Annotated in this window: 14 protein-coding genes; 12 read left to right on the plus strand and 2 right to left on the minus strand. The window is 62.4% G+C overall.

Annotation, left to right across the window (positions count from 1 at the left end; genetic code table 11):
* Positions 1-48: 48 nt before the first annotated feature.
* From IEY62_RS17030 to IEY62_RS17060, 7 genes are all read left to right on the plus strand, one after another.
* Positions 49-966, plus strand: a complete 918-nt coding sequence (locus tag IEY62_RS17030; protein ID WP_189020027.1) for a LysR family transcriptional regulator — start codon at positions 49-51, stop codon at positions 964-966.
* Positions 967-1115: 149 nt separating this feature from the next.
* Complete coding sequence (locus IEY62_RS17035; protein WP_189020029.1) at positions 1116-1616, plus strand: RidA family protein; 501 nt, start codon at positions 1116-1118, stop codon at positions 1614-1616.
* Positions 1609-2382 carry an aspartate/glutamate racemase family protein gene (locus IEY62_RS17040; protein ID WP_189020031.1) on the plus strand — a complete coding sequence of 258 codons (774 nt, stop codon included), beginning with the start codon at positions 1609-1611 and terminating at the stop codon, positions 2380-2382. The genes IEY62_RS17035 and IEY62_RS17040 overlap by 8 nt, the downstream gene beginning before the upstream one ends.
* A gap of 23 nt (positions 2383-2405) precedes the next feature.
* Positions 2406-3176 (plus strand): amino acid ABC transporter ATP-binding protein, encoded by a 771-nt coding sequence (locus IEY62_RS17045; protein ID WP_189020033.1) that lies wholly within the window; start codon positions 2406-2408, stop codon positions 3174-3176.
* Between the two features lies 1 nt (position 3177).
* A complete protein-coding gene (locus IEY62_RS17050) occupies positions 3178-3816 on the plus strand; it encodes an amino acid ABC transporter permease (protein ID WP_189020035.1) in 639 nt (212 codons plus the stop codon).
* A complete protein-coding gene (locus IEY62_RS17055) occupies positions 3813-4466 on the plus strand; it encodes an amino acid ABC transporter permease (RefSeq protein WP_189020037.1) in 654 nt (217 codons plus the stop codon). Before IEY62_RS17050 ends, IEY62_RS17055 begins: the two co-directional genes overlap by 4 nt.
* Before the next feature lie 32 nt (positions 4467-4498).
* Entirely contained in the window at positions 4499-5341 is an 843-nt protein-coding gene (locus IEY62_RS17060) for a substrate-binding periplasmic protein (protein ID WP_189020039.1), read from the plus strand.
* Between the two features lie 100 nt (positions 5342-5441).
* On the opposite strand, the gene IEY62_RS17065 is transcribed toward IEY62_RS17060, so the two are convergent.
* A complete protein-coding gene (locus IEY62_RS17065) occupies positions 5442-6203 on the minus strand; it encodes an SDR family NAD(P)-dependent oxidoreductase (protein ID WP_189020041.1) in 762 nt (253 codons plus the stop codon).
* Positions 6204-6253: 50 nt separating this feature from the next.
* Entirely contained in the window at positions 6254-7876 is a 1623-nt protein-coding gene (locus IEY62_RS17070; protein WP_189020043.1) for an AMP-binding protein, read from the minus strand.
* 257 nt (positions 7877-8133) lie between these two features.
* Here IEY62_RS17070 and IEY62_RS17075 point away from each other — a divergent pair, with 257 nt between their 5' ends.
* The 5 genes from IEY62_RS17075 to IEY62_RS17095 all read left to right on the plus strand — a co-directional run bounded on the left by IEY62_RS17075 (position 8134) and on the right by IEY62_RS17095 (position 15040).
* Positions 8134-8997 (plus strand): helix-turn-helix transcriptional regulator, encoded by an 864-nt coding sequence (locus IEY62_RS17075; protein ID WP_189020045.1) that lies wholly within the window; start codon positions 8134-8136, stop codon positions 8995-8997.
* A 149-nt stretch (positions 8998-9146) separates the two neighbouring features.
* Positions 9147-10280: an ROK family protein gene (locus IEY62_RS17080; RefSeq protein WP_189020047.1), complete on the plus strand. Its 1134-nt coding sequence runs from the start codon at positions 9147-9149 to the stop codon at positions 10278-10280.
* A gap of 101 nt (positions 10281-10381) precedes the next feature.
* The gene (locus IEY62_RS17085) at positions 10382-11659 is read left to right on the plus strand and encodes an MFS transporter (RefSeq protein ID WP_229785408.1); all 1278 of its coding nucleotides are present in this window, start codon (positions 10382-10384) and stop codon (positions 11657-11659) included.
* An 11-nt stretch (positions 11660-11670) separates the two neighbouring features.
* A complete protein-coding gene (locus IEY62_RS17090) occupies positions 11671-13176 on the plus strand; it encodes a carboxylesterase/lipase family protein (RefSeq protein ID WP_189020051.1) in 1506 nt (501 codons plus the stop codon).
* 76 nt (positions 13177-13252) lie between these two features.
* Complete coding sequence (locus IEY62_RS17095) at positions 13253-15040, plus strand: glycoside hydrolase family 3 protein (RefSeq protein WP_189020053.1); 1788 nt, start codon at positions 13253-13255, stop codon at positions 15038-15040.
* The last annotated feature ends 164 nt before the right edge of the window (positions 15041-15204 follow it).

The following is a 15204-nucleotide window of genomic DNA, read 5'->3' on the forward strand; positions in this document are numbered from 1 at the left end:
ATACATCCAGTTAAGCCTTAAGAACAGCTAATCGTGCAAGAATGATTCATGACTCAAAAGCCCCTCCCGGATGTCACCAGGCTGCGCCTCCTGAATGAGGTGGCGCGGCAGGGATCCCTGGCTGGTGCGGCCAGGGTCCTGGGCATTACGTCTTCGGCCGTTTCGCAGCAGATCAGCATTCTGGAACGGGAAACAGGAGTCCAGCTCCTCGACCGTTCCTCGCGGGGTGTCGGGCTCACCGGCGCCGGCGAAATCCTGGTCGAGCACGCCCGGGCCGTTGTCCGCCTTCTGGAAGCCACCCGCGCCGAAATGGACCAGCTCAGCGGCGACCTTTCCGGCAGGGTCCGCATCGGTTCCATTCCCTCCCTGGCCCGCAACGTACTGCTGCCTGTCGCCGAAAAGCTGGAAGTGAGGGCTCCCGACGTCGAGTTGACCGTCAACGTGGTTGAACCAGTGGACAGCATTGAGCAACTGCTGAACGGGGCCTTGGACATTGCCATCGTGGACCTCTACGACAATGTGCCCGTGGCCTTCCCCGACTATCTGGTAACGCAGGAAGTCATGAACGAACCCCTGGCCCTGATTACTCCGCCGGATTACGTGGTCCCTGCCCGGCTGAAGCTGGCGGACCTCAAGAACGAAGCCTGGGTACTCACTCCGGATGCCGGCGCCTGTGGCCAAGCAGTCCGCTATGCCTGCAGGAATGAGGGTTTCGAGCCCAACATCCGGTGGGTAGTTGATGATCTCCTGCTGCTGGTTGAGTCCATCTCCCGGGGGCGTGGCATTTCGTTGCTTCCGCCGTTCTCCGTGGACAGTGCAGTTGCGCCTGTCGGAATCCATGCCTTCGACAAGCCGCACATCCACAGGCGCGTGCTCACTGTGACGCGCAGCAGCGACGCCAGGCGACCGATCGTCAAGGCCGTCCTGGACGAAATCCACAGCCTCCTGGGTGCCGCTGCCGCCTAAGCGGTGCACCGCCGTCGTGCGTTGGAAGGCAGTCCAAGAATCTCTTGCGGCAGCGCCAGTAAACATCGCTCTGTTGGCCGGTTAAAGCCCTCATTTTCGTTCCATGCTTGAAGTGATCAGTGACGATCACCACAAAAGGAGAACGAAAAATGACCACCCTCGAACGACGCTTCGCAGAGGTTCCCGGACACTGGCAGGTGCCGGGCCGCTTCCAGATCAACCACAGCCACGGCATCCGCGTGGGGGACATGATCTACGTGGGTGGCCAGGAGGACCTCGACGCGGACGGCAACGTCAACAACCCCGGCGACATCGTGGCCCAATGCAAGAACGTCATGGAGTCCCTGAAGAACGTCATCGAAAACCTCGGCGGAACCATGGGCGATGTTGTCCAGTTCAACACGTTCTACGCCGGCGAACTCAGCTACGACGAATGGCAGCGCACCTACGACATCCGCTTCAGCTACTTCCCCGCCCCGGGCCCCACGGCCACCGGCATCCTCATCGGTGAGGAACTGAACCTGCCGGGCGTCCGCGTGGAGGTTAACGCCGTCGCCATCGTCGGCAGCGCCGCCACCCGCGTTGAAGCGTTCGACGGCGGCAGCCAGGCAACGCTCGACGTTCCCGCTTCGGGTGAGCCCGATGCCTGAAACCAAGCCCCAACTTGGCGTCATCCTCTGCGACCTCGACTCCTATCCCGTGGACTACATCGAGTGCCTCACCCCGGATGCGCCCGGCATCAGCGATAACCCCGTGGGCTTCTTCGAAAACCCGGCCAGCTGGCAGGGCCTTCCCGTGGCCTATGCGGTGGCCTGCGGAGCGCGTGTTGAGCCGCTGGTCAACGGTGAGCCTGAAGCCATCGAAGCGTTCTGGGCCGCGAGCGAAAAGCTGGCCCATTGCCCGCTGGTCATCACCGACTGCGGCTTCTTCTTTTACGCCCGCAAGGACATGCGCCAAACGGCCAATGTGATCACCAGCGGACTGGACCTCCTTCCCATCGCGTCAGTGCTCAGCAACAAAGACATCGGCGTGCTGACTGTTTCGGAAACACTTGCCGCCAAGCTGCTGGCCGACCACGCGTTGTCCTCCAGGATTGTCATCGCCGGGATGGAAGGCGAACCCGGGTGGGCCACCATGCTGACCAACGACCACGCCCTGGGCAACGGCTGGGACCAGGCGATGCTTAAGGACGGCGTCGCCTCTGTAGTCAAGCGCGAGTTCGGGCCCGGTGGCCGGTTCGAGAACATTGGCGTGCTGGTCCTCGAATGCACGCTGTTGCCTGAATTCCGCCAGGAAATCCGCAAGTACACCGACGTGCCCATTCTCGACGTCGCCTCCTTCGCGTTGAACGCCCTGGGCAAAGGGTTCGACGGCGGTGCGGCCCCGGCGCCTGTCGGCGCCGCTGTAAGCCAATGACACAAGTCAGGAACGAGTCAGTCATGCATGAAGACGCCGAACAGGACCGTACCGCGATCTCGCTGGAATCAGTGGTCAAGCGGTACGGGGATCACACCGTGATCAACGACGTGTCATTGTCCGTCCGGGAAGGCGAGGTCATCGCCATCATCGGGCCCAGTGGAGCCGGCAAGAGCACGTTGCTCCGGTGCATCAACCTCCTGGAAGTTCCGGACAGCGGCAGGGTCACCGTGGAAGGCAACCACGTGGACGCCGGAATCCAGATCAGCCACAAGGATTTGGTCCGCCTGCGCCGCAACGTCGGCATGGTGTTCCAGTCATTCAACCTCTTCCCGCACATGACCGTGCTGCGGAACATCTCCCTCCCGCAGGAACGCGTGCTGGGCCGGTCCAGGCAGGAAGCGGACGCCCGCTCCATGAAGCTCTTGGAGCGGGTAGGGCTGGCGGACAAAGCCCAGCAGTATCCAAGCCGTTGCTCCGGCGGCCAGCAGCAACGCATTGCCATTGCCCGCGCGCTGGCTTTGGACCCGCACGTGATGCTGTTCGATGAGCCGACGTCGGCCCTGGACCCTGAGGTGGGACTCGAAGTCCTGGCGGTCATGCGCGAGTTGGCCGCCGAAGGTATGACCATGGTGGTAGTCACCCATGAGATGCAGTTCGCCAAGGATGTTTCGGACCGTGTGGTGGTGATGGCGGAGGGAGCCATCCTCGAAGAGGGCGATCCCGCCGACGTCTTCACCGCCCCCACCATGGACCGGACGCGGCAGTTCCTTCGCGCAGTTCTGGAGCGCTGACATGGAACACCTCGCAGTGGTTGCGCAGGGCGTCTCCATGACGTTGCTGCTGACCCTCTCCTCGCTTCTGTTCGGCGCCATCGGCGGTGTTCCGTTGGCCCTTGGCCGCCGGTCACGGATTGCCTTGGTGCGGTTTATTGCTCGAGCCCTCATTGAACTGTTGCGCGGGATCCCGCCGCTGGCCTGGCTTTTCATCATCTACTTCGGTGTGGGCACGGGCGTCATTGAGCTCAGTTCATTCGCGGCTGCAGTCATCGGTTTTGGCTTGGTCTCTTCCGCTTACATGGCTGAGATCTACCGTGGCGGATTGACGGCGATCCATGAAGGCCAATGGGAAGCCAGCGATGCCCTGGGCTTGTCCCGCGCGGCCACTTTGATCACCGTAATTGGTCCCCAGGTACTCCGTGTCTCGATCCCGGCAGCGGCGACGTTTGCCATCGGATTGCTCAAGGATTCATCCGTGGCGTCCGTCATTGGCGTCCAGGACACCATCTACTGGGCCAGTCATGAATCCACAGTTTCAGGTGACGCGATCGTCCCCTTCCTGTGGGCTGCCGGACTGTACGTGGCCATGACCATTCCCTGTGCGTGGGCAACGCGGTTGCTTGATGCCAAGCTTCGAAAGAGGGTCGCGCGATGACGTTCTTCAACGACTGGGTGGAGTACTTCCCAGACCTGCTGGGTGGACTCGGCGTCAGCCTCCAACTCACGCTCGTCACGCTGCTGATGGGCCTGCCTGCCGGACTTGTACTGGCCCTTGGTGCTGGTTCGAAGAACCGAATCGTCCGCGTCGTTTCCATTGGCGTGATCGAGGTGGGCCGCGGTACCCCGGCACTCGTGGTCCTGCAGTTGTTCTACTTCGGGCTCCCCAGCGCGGGCATGACCCTGACGTCCTTCGTGGCCGCCTCGCTTGCGCTCGCCTTCACTACCGCTGCATACACGAGCGAGATCATCCGCGGAGGTCTGCAGGCAGTCCCGAACGGTGAAGTGGAAGCGGCCCACGCCTTGGGCATGGGCCGTGGAGACATCCTTCGATTTGTTGTGATTCCGCAAGGGGTCAGAATCGCCATCCCCCCGCTCATGGGGTTCGCGATCATGGTGTTCCAGGCAACCTCCCTGGCCTACACCATTGCCATGCCGGAACTGATGAGCCAGGCCTACTCCATCGGCTCCATCACGTTCCGCTACTTGAGCATCCTTACCCTCGCGGGCCTGATGTACGCACTGATCACCATTCCCGCGAGTTCCCTGAGCAACTTCGTTGAGCATCGTTTGGCACGTCACCGTTGACAGTCACGGCACCCCACACAGAGGAACCCATCATGAAATTACGAGTCATCGCATCGGCAGTGGCTGCCTTAACCCTGGCCACAGCCCTGAGCGGCTGCGGCGGCAGCACGGAAGCTGCCGGGTCCAAGGTTTCCGCCGATTGCAAGCCGGCTTCGGAGTTCGGCACCATTAAGGAAGGCAACCTGACCGTCGCCGTCTACGAGGCACCTCCCTATGTCACCTTCAAGGGAAACGAACTGGGCGGTGTTGATGGGGACATCCTCATGGGTTTCGCCGAGAAGCAATGTCTTTCCATCACCGCCGTGTCTGCCGCAGCCGCTGCAGTCATTCCAACGGTTCAAGGCGGCCGGGCAGACGTGGCAACCGGTGGTTGGTGGCGATCCAAGGCCCGGGCTGACATCCTGGACCTGACCGAACCGATCTACACCGACCAGATGGTGCTGATCTCCAAAGACGGCCTCAATAAAGTCACGGACCTTAAGGGTAAGAAGGTTGGGACCGTTAACGGCAACGTATGGGTTGACGACGCCAAGAACTACCTCGGGGGCGAACTCCAGCTATACAAGGCCCCCGTGGACCTGTTCCAGGACCTCAAATCCGGTCGCTTGGACGTAGGTATTGACGGTTTCGGTGAAGCGCATCAAAACAGCAACGGACTCAAGGTTGAAGTCTTGGAACCGGACAATGCCATTAAGGCCTCGCTCGAACCCCCGCAGACTTGCTTGCCCGTGACCAAGGGCAACACAGCGTTGGTCACAGCTCTGAACGAGTATGTGGATGGCCTGCGTAAGGACGGCAGCCTGGAGAAGATCGTGGTCAAGAACGGCTTTCCCGCATCCTCCATCAACACGGGGGACGCGCGCCTGATCGGCTGAACCACAGCTCGGGAGCTGTGCCGTAGGTTCACTGTTTCCGCGGCAGCGGTTGAAGGATCCGCACAGGATCCATCAACCACTGCCGCGGTTTTTGGGTTCACTAGCGCGGTGCCATCCGGATTGCGCCGTCGAGGCGGATGGTTTCCCCGTTCAGCATGGGATTGTTGATGATGTGAAGGGCGAGCGCGGCATACTCTGCGGGCTTGCCCATACGGTTGGGATGCGGGACCTGCGCACCCAGCGATGCCTGAAGCTCTGCGGACATCCCTGCCATCATCGGCGTCTCAAAGGTGCCGGGAGCAATGGACATCACCCGGATGCGGGACTCTGCCAGCTCCCGGGCAGCAGGGAGGGTAAGCCCGGCGATAGCCGCCTTCGACGCCGCATACGCCGTTTGGCCGATCTGTCCGTCAAACGCTGCAACGGACGCCGTGTTGATGATGACTCCGCGTTCTTCACCGTCCGCGCCGTTTTGCAGCATTGCCGCGGCAGCGAGGCGCATGACGTTGACTGTCCCCAGGAGGTTGATCCGGATGACCCGTTCGAAGTCCTGCAGAGGGATGGGGCCTTTGCGTCCCACAAGGCGTTTGCCCATGACCACCCCGGCACAATTGACCACCATGCTCAGGCCGCCCGCTGCGTCAGCAAGCTCCACAGCCCTCCGGACATCTTCTTCGCTGGTGACATCGCCAGGAGCAAAGACTGTTCCCCCACCCAGTGCCGTGGCCACGTCATGCCCGTTTGATGCTTCGAGATCGAGCATGATGACCTTGGCGCCGGCTTCAACGAGCCGGGTGCAGGTGGCAAGGCCGAGTCCCGATGCGCCGCCCGTGACCAGAGCGATTTTTCCCTGGGGTTCCATTCCTCAAATGCCTCTCGATACGTGCGTTGGCTGCGTGGAGCGGGCCGGGCTCACCGGGTGATCTGAACGTAGTCAGGGCGTCGGAGCAGGAAACGCTGGACCTTGCCGCTGGGGGTCTTCGGCAGTTCCCCCACGAAGTGGATGCGGCGCGGATATGCGTGGGCGCCGTATTGGTTTCTGACCATTTGCTGGAGTGATACCCGCAGCTCATCTGTTCCTGCGCTCCCATCCGTCAGGACAACAAACGCCTCCACCACTTCACCACGGAGTTCGTCGGGACGTCCCACTACGGCCACCTCTGCGACGTCGGCATGCTGGGCGATGATTGATTCGATGTCGAAGGGGCCGATCCTGTATCCGGCGGCAAGGATCACGTCATCGTCACGTGAAGCGAAGAAGAAATCGCCGTCGTTATGACGGCCTACATCGCCGGTGTCGTACCAGCTGCCGTCCGGTGTGAAGCGTTCGCGGGTCTTGTCGGGTGCATCCACATACCCCGTGAACCACATCAAGGGGCTCTCCTTGACCGAAAGGGTGATGTGCCTGCCGACTGTCCCGGCTACGTAGCCTGGCAGCGCCTGGCCCATGGCGCCCGGCTTGGGCTCCGACAGGAGCACAGGATGCCAGGCGTTCACAATGACCATTCCGTGCTCGGTCTGCCCGAACTGATCACGGACTGTGCATCCGAGCGCCTCCGGTGCCCACGAGGTGACATCGGGGGTGAGAGGTTCGCCGGCCGACGAAGCACGTCGAAGTGGAGATTTCAGGCTGGTGCCGTTGGCTTTGAGGCTCCGGTACACCGTGGGAGCGGCTGCGAAGTTGGTAACACCCAGCTGTTCGATGACCTTCTCCGTGAGCTCCGCAGAGAAACCGGCTTGCAGCAGGATATTGGCCCGCCCGATTGCCAGGGGTCCCACGATCCCGAAATAGAGGCCGTAAGCCCAGCCGGGGTCGGCCGCGTTCCAATGAACATCGCTCTCCAGCACGTCCAAGCCGTAATGCATGTAGGAGATGAAAGACGCGATGGCACGAGCGGGCACTCCCACGGCTTTGGGTGTCCCGGTGGTGCCGGAGGTGTAGATCTGGATGATGGGCGCTTCTCCACCAACAGCCACGTTCGGTTCGAACAGCGACTCACCCGAGGCCAGGGCGTCAAAATCCGCGCCGGTCTCCAGAACGTCAATCCCCAGCCCTTCAGCTTTGTGGCGTTGCCCCGGCTCGGTGATGATGAGCACTGCCTTGGCGTCCCGTGCGCGCATCTCAACAGCTGGGCCGGCAAACGCCGTGAACAGTGGCACATAGACAGCGCCGATACGCCAGATGGCCAGCAGGGAGATGGGCAGTTCCCTGCGCTTTCCCATAAGGACTGCCACCCTGTCTCCTGCCCGCACTCCCCGGGCGTGCAGGGAAGCGGCAAGGCGTTTGGATTCATCCTGGAGTTGCCCGTAGCTCAACCGGGTCACGTTGACGTCACTGTCCACCAGAACAAAAGCGGTGTTTTCGGCGGGGTAGCGATCGCAGAGGACGGAGGCGACGTCCAACAGCGGATCGCTGTAGATCCGCTTCAGTTCGTCAACATGGGCCACAACCTCCGGAATGCTGAGCCATGGCGCATCGGCTGCCAGGGCTATATCTTCCTCTGTACGTTCCGGCTGATGAGGTTCTCGTTTCATTGCTCGCTCTCCCTTGAGTGACAATCGCAGCTATCGGATTGATTGACGTCCGCCGGTGACTCGACGGTGGAATCCGGGGACGCCTCTGCAGTGAAGCTTGCCAACCACTTTCTTGCTGTAACACCCTCCAAAGAGGGGGCGGCCCGCGAATCCGGGACTCGTCACAGTTGACGCGAGGATTTTGCGGCTCCTACCATCAGACAAGCGCTGGCACATAGGCTTAATGCCTTCCGCGCTTCGCTCAAGGAGCCAAGACAATGGTGTCAACAGATACAAATAATTCCGACGGCGCGCCCCTGGACCTGAAGACTCCGATGACCCGCGCCTTGAAGCACCTGCTGGCCACTACCGGCGTGTCACTCGCCTTCGGGGGACCTGTGACTTCAGATGGTTCGGTCAAGCTCAATTGCTTTGCGGGCCAGACCGTCGGCGCGCTGCCCGGCGTGGAACTTATGCAGGGTGAAGGACTCGGGGGAAAAGCAGCTGCGGTCCAGAGCGGCATAACTGTCAACGACTATATTGACGCGAGAACAATCACCCACCGTTACGATCCCATCATTCGCGCCGAAGGGCTCAGATCTTTGGTGGCAGTCCCTGTGATTGTCAACAGGCAGGTTGTGGGGATGATGTACGGGGCTTTCAGAACCTTCGACATCATAGGGGGGCGCATTGAACGCTCGGTGGGGCACGAGGCCCGCGCCCTCGAGCAGTCCCTCGTGGCCCGGTACTTCGCTGCGCCGAGGACGGCCGGCCACGAACTCGAAGCGGCTCGTTTACGCGAACAGCTGCGCGAAACCCACCGCTCCATCCAGGTCCTGGCCGGTCGGGCGGAAGAGCCTGAAGTGCGGAAAGCCTTGGATGTCATGGCCGCACGCTTGATGTCAGCTACCTCTGAACCGGGGTCCCGGACCGCCGCTGCCATTGATGCCGGCGTCACCGCCAGGGAAAAGGAAGTGCTCCAGCTGGCAGGTGCCGGGCTGTCCAATCAGGTCATGGCTGATGTCCTGGGCCTGAGCCTGCACACGATCAAGAGCTACATGAAATCAGTGATGTCAAAGCTGAATGCCCGTACTCGGCTTGAGGCTGTTGTGGCGGCCAGAACCAACGGGCTGATCCCATAACCGCCACGTAAACCGGGCGCCGCCTGTGACAGGCTAACGTGATGTGCATGCATGTACAGGGTCCCCGAACTCCGGGGAATGATTCCGCCAATTCGCTGGTCAGCGGCGACGTTCGCAGGCACAACCTAAGCCTCGTGGCAAGGTATCTGGTGACGCAGCGGCAAGGCTCGCGGAGCCAAATCGCTGATGGCACGGGGCTGACGCGGGGAGCAGTAACGGCGTTGAGCAAAGTGTTGATGGACGCGGGGATCGTGCGCGAGGTTCAGCCGGTGGCCGGCGGCGGGATGGGCCGGCCCATCACACTTCTCGAATTGGCAGCGGACGACATGGCGCTCCTGGTGCTGCAACTCGATGCGGACCGGGCCATAGCTGTAGTTGCTTCATTGGCCGGCGATATTCTGTTCAGGTTTCAGGAACACCATGGCCGGCCGATGGGTGATCCGGAAGCTGTTCTGACCATCCTGGCTGGTGTACTGGATCAGGCTTTGACCGCGGCTGCCGGGGCGGGACGGAGGATCGCCGATGCCACAGTGGTGGTCTTCGCGCCGGTGGCCGGGAAGCCCGCGCAGGTTGTCGCGGACACCGATCTCGGCTGGGGCATGGTGGATGTGCTCGGTCAGCTGCGGAAGCGGGTACCTGCGCTGCCGGAGACTGCCCGGTTGTGCTCGGATGTGGACGTGGCAGCCGTGGCCGAATACAACCGGCTCCGCGAGGTACGGGACATGCTGTATTTGAAGAGCAACTCGGGGGTGGGCGGCTCCATTGTGGCGGATGGTCGGCTGCTGGAGGGAACCCATGGATTTGCCGGCGCGTTTGGACATATTCCTGTGGACCATGACGGCCCTGAATGTCCCTGCGGGCAGCGGGGCTGCCTGAATATGGTGGCGGGCCCGGATGTCATTCTGACGGCGGCCGGGTTGGGCAAGGAGCTCGATGAGGAGGGACTTAGCCGTGCCCTGGCGGAACTGGTGGCACGGATTGAGCGCGGTGAGGAGCATGCCACGGCCGCCTGGGGCTGGGCCGCGGTGTGGATTGCCAGGACGCTGCATATCCTCACAATGTCGCTCGACCCGGAGATCGTAATGCTGGGCGGGTATTGGGCTGCCTTGGTTGCTCCGGTGCGGGAGGCCTTCGAAGCGAATCGGCCCTATATTGCCCGGCAGCCAGGCTATGGTCCGGAAATTGTAGCGGGCCAGTTGGGCGACGACGCGGCGCTCCTGGGAGCCATCTGGGCCGCTCGGGACACGTTGTTGGGGGATCCCTTGGCGTTGAACATAGTTTAACCCTTGAATTAAGTGTGGAACCGGCGCATACTCGTTGAAGGCACTCGCCGTCGTTGACGAGCCCCTTCGCCCACGTCCTTGCTTTCTCAATGAGGAGAGTCGTGTCCACACCTGCATCCAAAACCGGTTCCCCGACGCCCTCCGTGGCCTCGGGAACGTCACCCACACCAGCGCGGCGCGGACTGCTGCCGTCCCTGGCTTTCACCTCCATGGTGCTGTTTGCCACGTATGCCGGGCTGACAGCGGTGTTGCTGCCCAACCAGGTGGCCGGCATTGACGAGGCAAACAAGATCGCCAACTTTGCCGCCGTCTCCACCGTCTCTTTCATCTTCACCTTGTTCGCCCAGCCGATAGTCGGCGCTTTCAGTGACCGCACGCGCAGCAGGCTCGGCCGACGCGCACCGTGGATGCTCATGGGCGCGGCAGGTGGTGCGATCTTCCTGATGGGCCTAGGCAGCCTGGACTCGATCCTCTGGATCACGGTCTTCTGGGTGATCATCCAGGTTTCCCTGAATGCTCTCCAAGGACCCCTCACAGCGATCGTTCCGGACCGCTTTCCCCGCGAACGCCGTGGCGTGGCTTCTGCCATGGTGGGGGTCGGGACCATGGCGGGGTCGACAGCAGGCGTCCTAGTGGCGGGCAACCTGGCCAAAGACGCGGGCACTGGCTATACCGTCTTCGGAACCGCCATCCTTGTGACCGCGCTGCTCTTCGTCCTTCTCAACCGCGATTTCCCGAGTACCGGCGCGCCGAGAACGCCGTTCAGCTGGAAACAGTTCTTTGCAGGATTCTGGATCAGCCCCCGCAAGCACCCGGACTTTGCCTGGGCGTTTGCCGCCCGGTTCTTCTTCATCCTCGGCTACTTCCTGGTCTTCACCTTCCAGCTCTACATTCTCACCGACTTCATCGGCCTGAGCCTGACGGACGCCAACGGAGCCATTGGCCTGCTCAGCCTCGCCGGACTGGGCTCCACCCTCCTTGCAGTGACGCTGGGCGGATGGTGGAGTGACAAAATCGGCAGGCGCAAGGTGTTCATCTATGTGGCAGCAGCCTTCATGGTGGTGGGACTCTCCTTCCCGATTCTCATGCCGAACATGACCGGCATGATCATCATGGGCATCATCAACGGGATCGGCTTTGGCCTCTATATGGCGTGCGACACGGCCCTCATGACCGAAGTTCTGCCTGGCGGCGGCAAGGCCGCCGGCAAGGACCTGGGCATCCTCAACATCGCAAACAACATCCCCCAGGCCCTGAGTCCCATAGTGGCCGGAGTGCTCATCACCTCAGTCGGCGGCTATCCCGCGCTCTTCATCTTTGCCATGGTCTCTGTGGCCATCGCCGGCCTTGTACTCATCCCCATCAGAACCGTTCGCTAGGAATCCGTTCAATGACCCACCCACCGATTTCCCCAGACTTTGTTGACGTTACGACGGCGGCAGGCACCGTCCGCGGCCGCCGTCGGGATGGCTCTGCAGCCTTCCTCGGCATACCTTTTGCCGAACCGCCCGTGGGCGAATTGCGTTTCGCCGCACCGGTGCCGCACCGGCCGTGGGACGGTGTGCGGGACGCCACGGAGTTCGGCGCCACGCCGCAGCGGATCGGCCTTGCCGAAGTCACCATCATTCCCGAACCGTCCATTGCCGGAGATTCCACTCTCAACCTGAACGTCTTCACACCTGGTCCTGCCCTGTCAGCGGACCGCGGCCTCCCCGTCCTGGTGTGGATCCACGGCGGGGGTTACCTGGCCGGCTCGCCCGCCAGCCCTTGGTACGACGGCGCCGCTTTCAACCGCGACGGCGTCGTGACCGTCAGCATCTCGTACCGCCTGGGCTTTGACGGATTCGGCTGGATCGCCGATGCACCCCATAACCGGGGCGTACTGGACTGGATCCTTGCTCTTGAATGGGTGCAGGAGAACATTGCCGCCTTCGGGGGAGATCCATCGCGCGTGACCGTTGCCGGCCAGTCCGCTGGAGGGGGAGCTGCACTGACCTTGCTCACAGTTCCCCGCGCTCAGGACTTGTTTGAACGGATCATCTCCCTCTCCGGCGTTCCCACCGAAATGACGTTGGAGCAGGCGGTGGAGGCTGGCCGCCGCCTGGCTTGGCTCGGCGGTGTCGAGTCCACCAGGAAGTCCCTCACCGCACTGTCCGAACAGCGGGTGCTGGAACTTCAGACGCAGCTCTCTCCGTTGGGAGGACCACCGGAAGAGGACCCCGTTCGGGGCATAGCAAGCTTGCTGAAGGAGGGCCTGGCATTCGGGCCCTATGTTGACGGGCGCCTGATCCCGCGGGCAACCGTGGACGCTATCCGCGCGGGCCAAGGTTCGGCCAAAGCGCTGATGCTCGGCGCCACTGACCACGAGTTCACCATGATGCTCGCTGGTTCCCGTCACCGCTTGCCGGACGTGCCGGATCCGGCCTTGCTGACCCGGGTAGGGGCTTCCATGGAAGCAGCCGGGAGGTACACCGCGGACCATCCTGGCCTGGACAGTGCGCAGTTGCTGGGCCAGTTCGTGACGGATTCCATGTTCAGGGCACCTGCGCTCCGTGTGGCCGAAGCAAGGGCCGGTTCCACCGCCCCCACCTGGCTCTACCGCTTCGCATGGCGGTCTCCCGTTACGGGGGAGGCGGGCCACTGCCTTGATGTGCCGTTCTTCTTTGACATGACCGACGCCGAACGGGTCACCGCTGTTGCGGGAGCGGAGCCTCCGGCAACTTTGGCCGGCGACGTGCACGGGGCCGCCGTTGCCTTCGTCAGGACCGGCCAGCCCGGCTGGACGCCCTGGGACGCCGGAGATCACCAGATCCGTGTGTTTGACCTGCCGAGCGTCGATATTCGGGACGGCTACGAAGACGTCCGGTCCCTTCAGACCGTCCCGGCAGCCCGGTAGACCGCCGTCGACCCTTTCCAGGCAGCCGGGTTCAACCCGCCGCCTGCTGCACGCATCACCCAAGGAGAGAAACCTCATGACCGATACCACCGATACCAAAGCATCGGCCGGGCCCGCCCGTTTTCAAGATTCTTCCCTGCCGCTTGACGAGCGTGTTGAGTTGCTCCTGGCACAGATGACGCTCGAAGAGAAAGCCGGACTCTTCTTCCAGACCATGGTCGTCATCGATGAGAACGGACACCTGACGGAGCCGAACTTCGGGGCGCCGTCAACGCAGGAGTTCATTGTGGGTAAGCACATGACCCACTTCAACGTTTTCGGAACTCCCGCTACAGCGCGGCACATGGCCGAATGGCACAACAAGCTTCAGAGCCTGGCGGCGTCAACGCGTCTGGGCATTCCTGTGACGCTCTCCACCGATCCCAGGCATTCCTTCACCGAAAACCCCGGAACAGCAATGATGGCCGGCGTCTTTTCGGAGTGGCCTGAACCTCTGGGGCTCGCTGCCATCGGTGATGAAAACCTCGTGGAGCAATTCGGTGACATCGCCCGCCAGGAGTACACCGCCGTCGGACTCCGCGTGGCACTGCACCCGCAGATCGACCTGACAACCGAACCGCGCTGGTCGCGCCAAATCGGCACCTTCGGTGAAGACGCCGAACTTACCGGCCGGCTCGCGGCTGCCTACATCCGCGGCTTCCAAGGGCCGCAACTGGGCCCGGGATCCGTGGCAACCATGACCAAGCACTTTCCCGGCGGCGGGCCGCAGCGGGACGGCGAAGACCCGCACTTCGCGTACGGCCGGGAGCAGGAATACCCGGGTGGCCGGTTCGACTATCACCTCAAGCCGTTCGAGGCAGCTTTCGACGCCGGGACCAGCCAAATCATGCCGTACTACGGCATGCCGGTGGGCACTGAATACGAAGAAGTGGGTTTCGGTTTCAACAAGAGCGTCATCACCGGACTGCTACGGGAGCGCTACGGTTTTGACGGCATCGTGTGCACTGACTGGGGCCTGTTGAGTGACTCGGACATCATGGGCGACCAGTTTCCCGCCAGGGCTTGGGGCGTGGAGCACCTTACCGTCCGTGAGCGCATGGTCAAGGTCCTTGAAGCCGGTGTGGATCAATTCGGCGGGGAGTACATCCCCGAACTCCTGGTGGATGTGGTCCGCAGCGGTGAAGTAACCGAAGAGCGGATCGATGAGTCCGCGTGGCGGCTGCTACGGGAAAAGTTTGTGCTGGGCCTCTTTGACGACCCCTGCGTTGACCCCGGCAAAGCCGAAGCTGTGGTGGGTAGCAGCGCCTTCCGGGCCGCCGGCCAGGCTGCCCAGCGCGCAGCCATCACGGTTCTGACGAACACCGGCAATGTTCCCACTCTCCCGCTGACCAAGGGGATCAAAGTCTACGTGGAGGGAATCGACAGGATTGAAGCGTCCAGGTACGGCAACGTTGTAGACACTCCGGAACACGCGGATGTAGCCATCCTCAGGCTGCAGGCGCCGTTCGAAAACCGCGGCACGGCCTTCGAAAATTACTTCCATGCGGGCTCTCTGGAGTTCCCCGCCGGGCAGGTACAGCGAGTGCTCGAGATTGCTGCCGTGGTGCCCACCGTTGTGGACGTCTTCCTCGAACGGCCTGCCATTCTGACGCCTTTCATCAACGAAGTAGCCGCCGCCGTCGTGAACTTCGGGGCCGGCGACGACGCGCTCCTGGACGTGCTGTTCGGCGAGGCCCAACCGCTCGGATCGCTCCCTATGGACTTGCCGTCCAGTACGGCGGCCGTCGAGGCGAGCCGCCCGGATGTCCCCTTTGACACCGTCGATCCGCTGTTCAGGTTTGGACACGGACTGCGCTACTCCTAGAAGAGCCTGCGTTACACCTGGAAGACGGGAGGGACGGAGCCGGGTAGTTCCGGCCACTCGCTCCAGTTTTGGCCCAGAGTGCTGAGGGGACAGTACAGCTATCCACGTCCCGGTACCCTCGTCGGAGGGTACCTGGGCGTTCGGATTATTGGCACACTTCAGGG

Source organism: Paenarthrobacter histidinolovorans (genome assembly GCF_014647595.1).
GTDB classification, from domain to species: domain Bacteria; phylum Actinomycetota; class Actinomycetes; order Actinomycetales; family Micrococcaceae; genus Arthrobacter; species Arthrobacter histidinolovorans.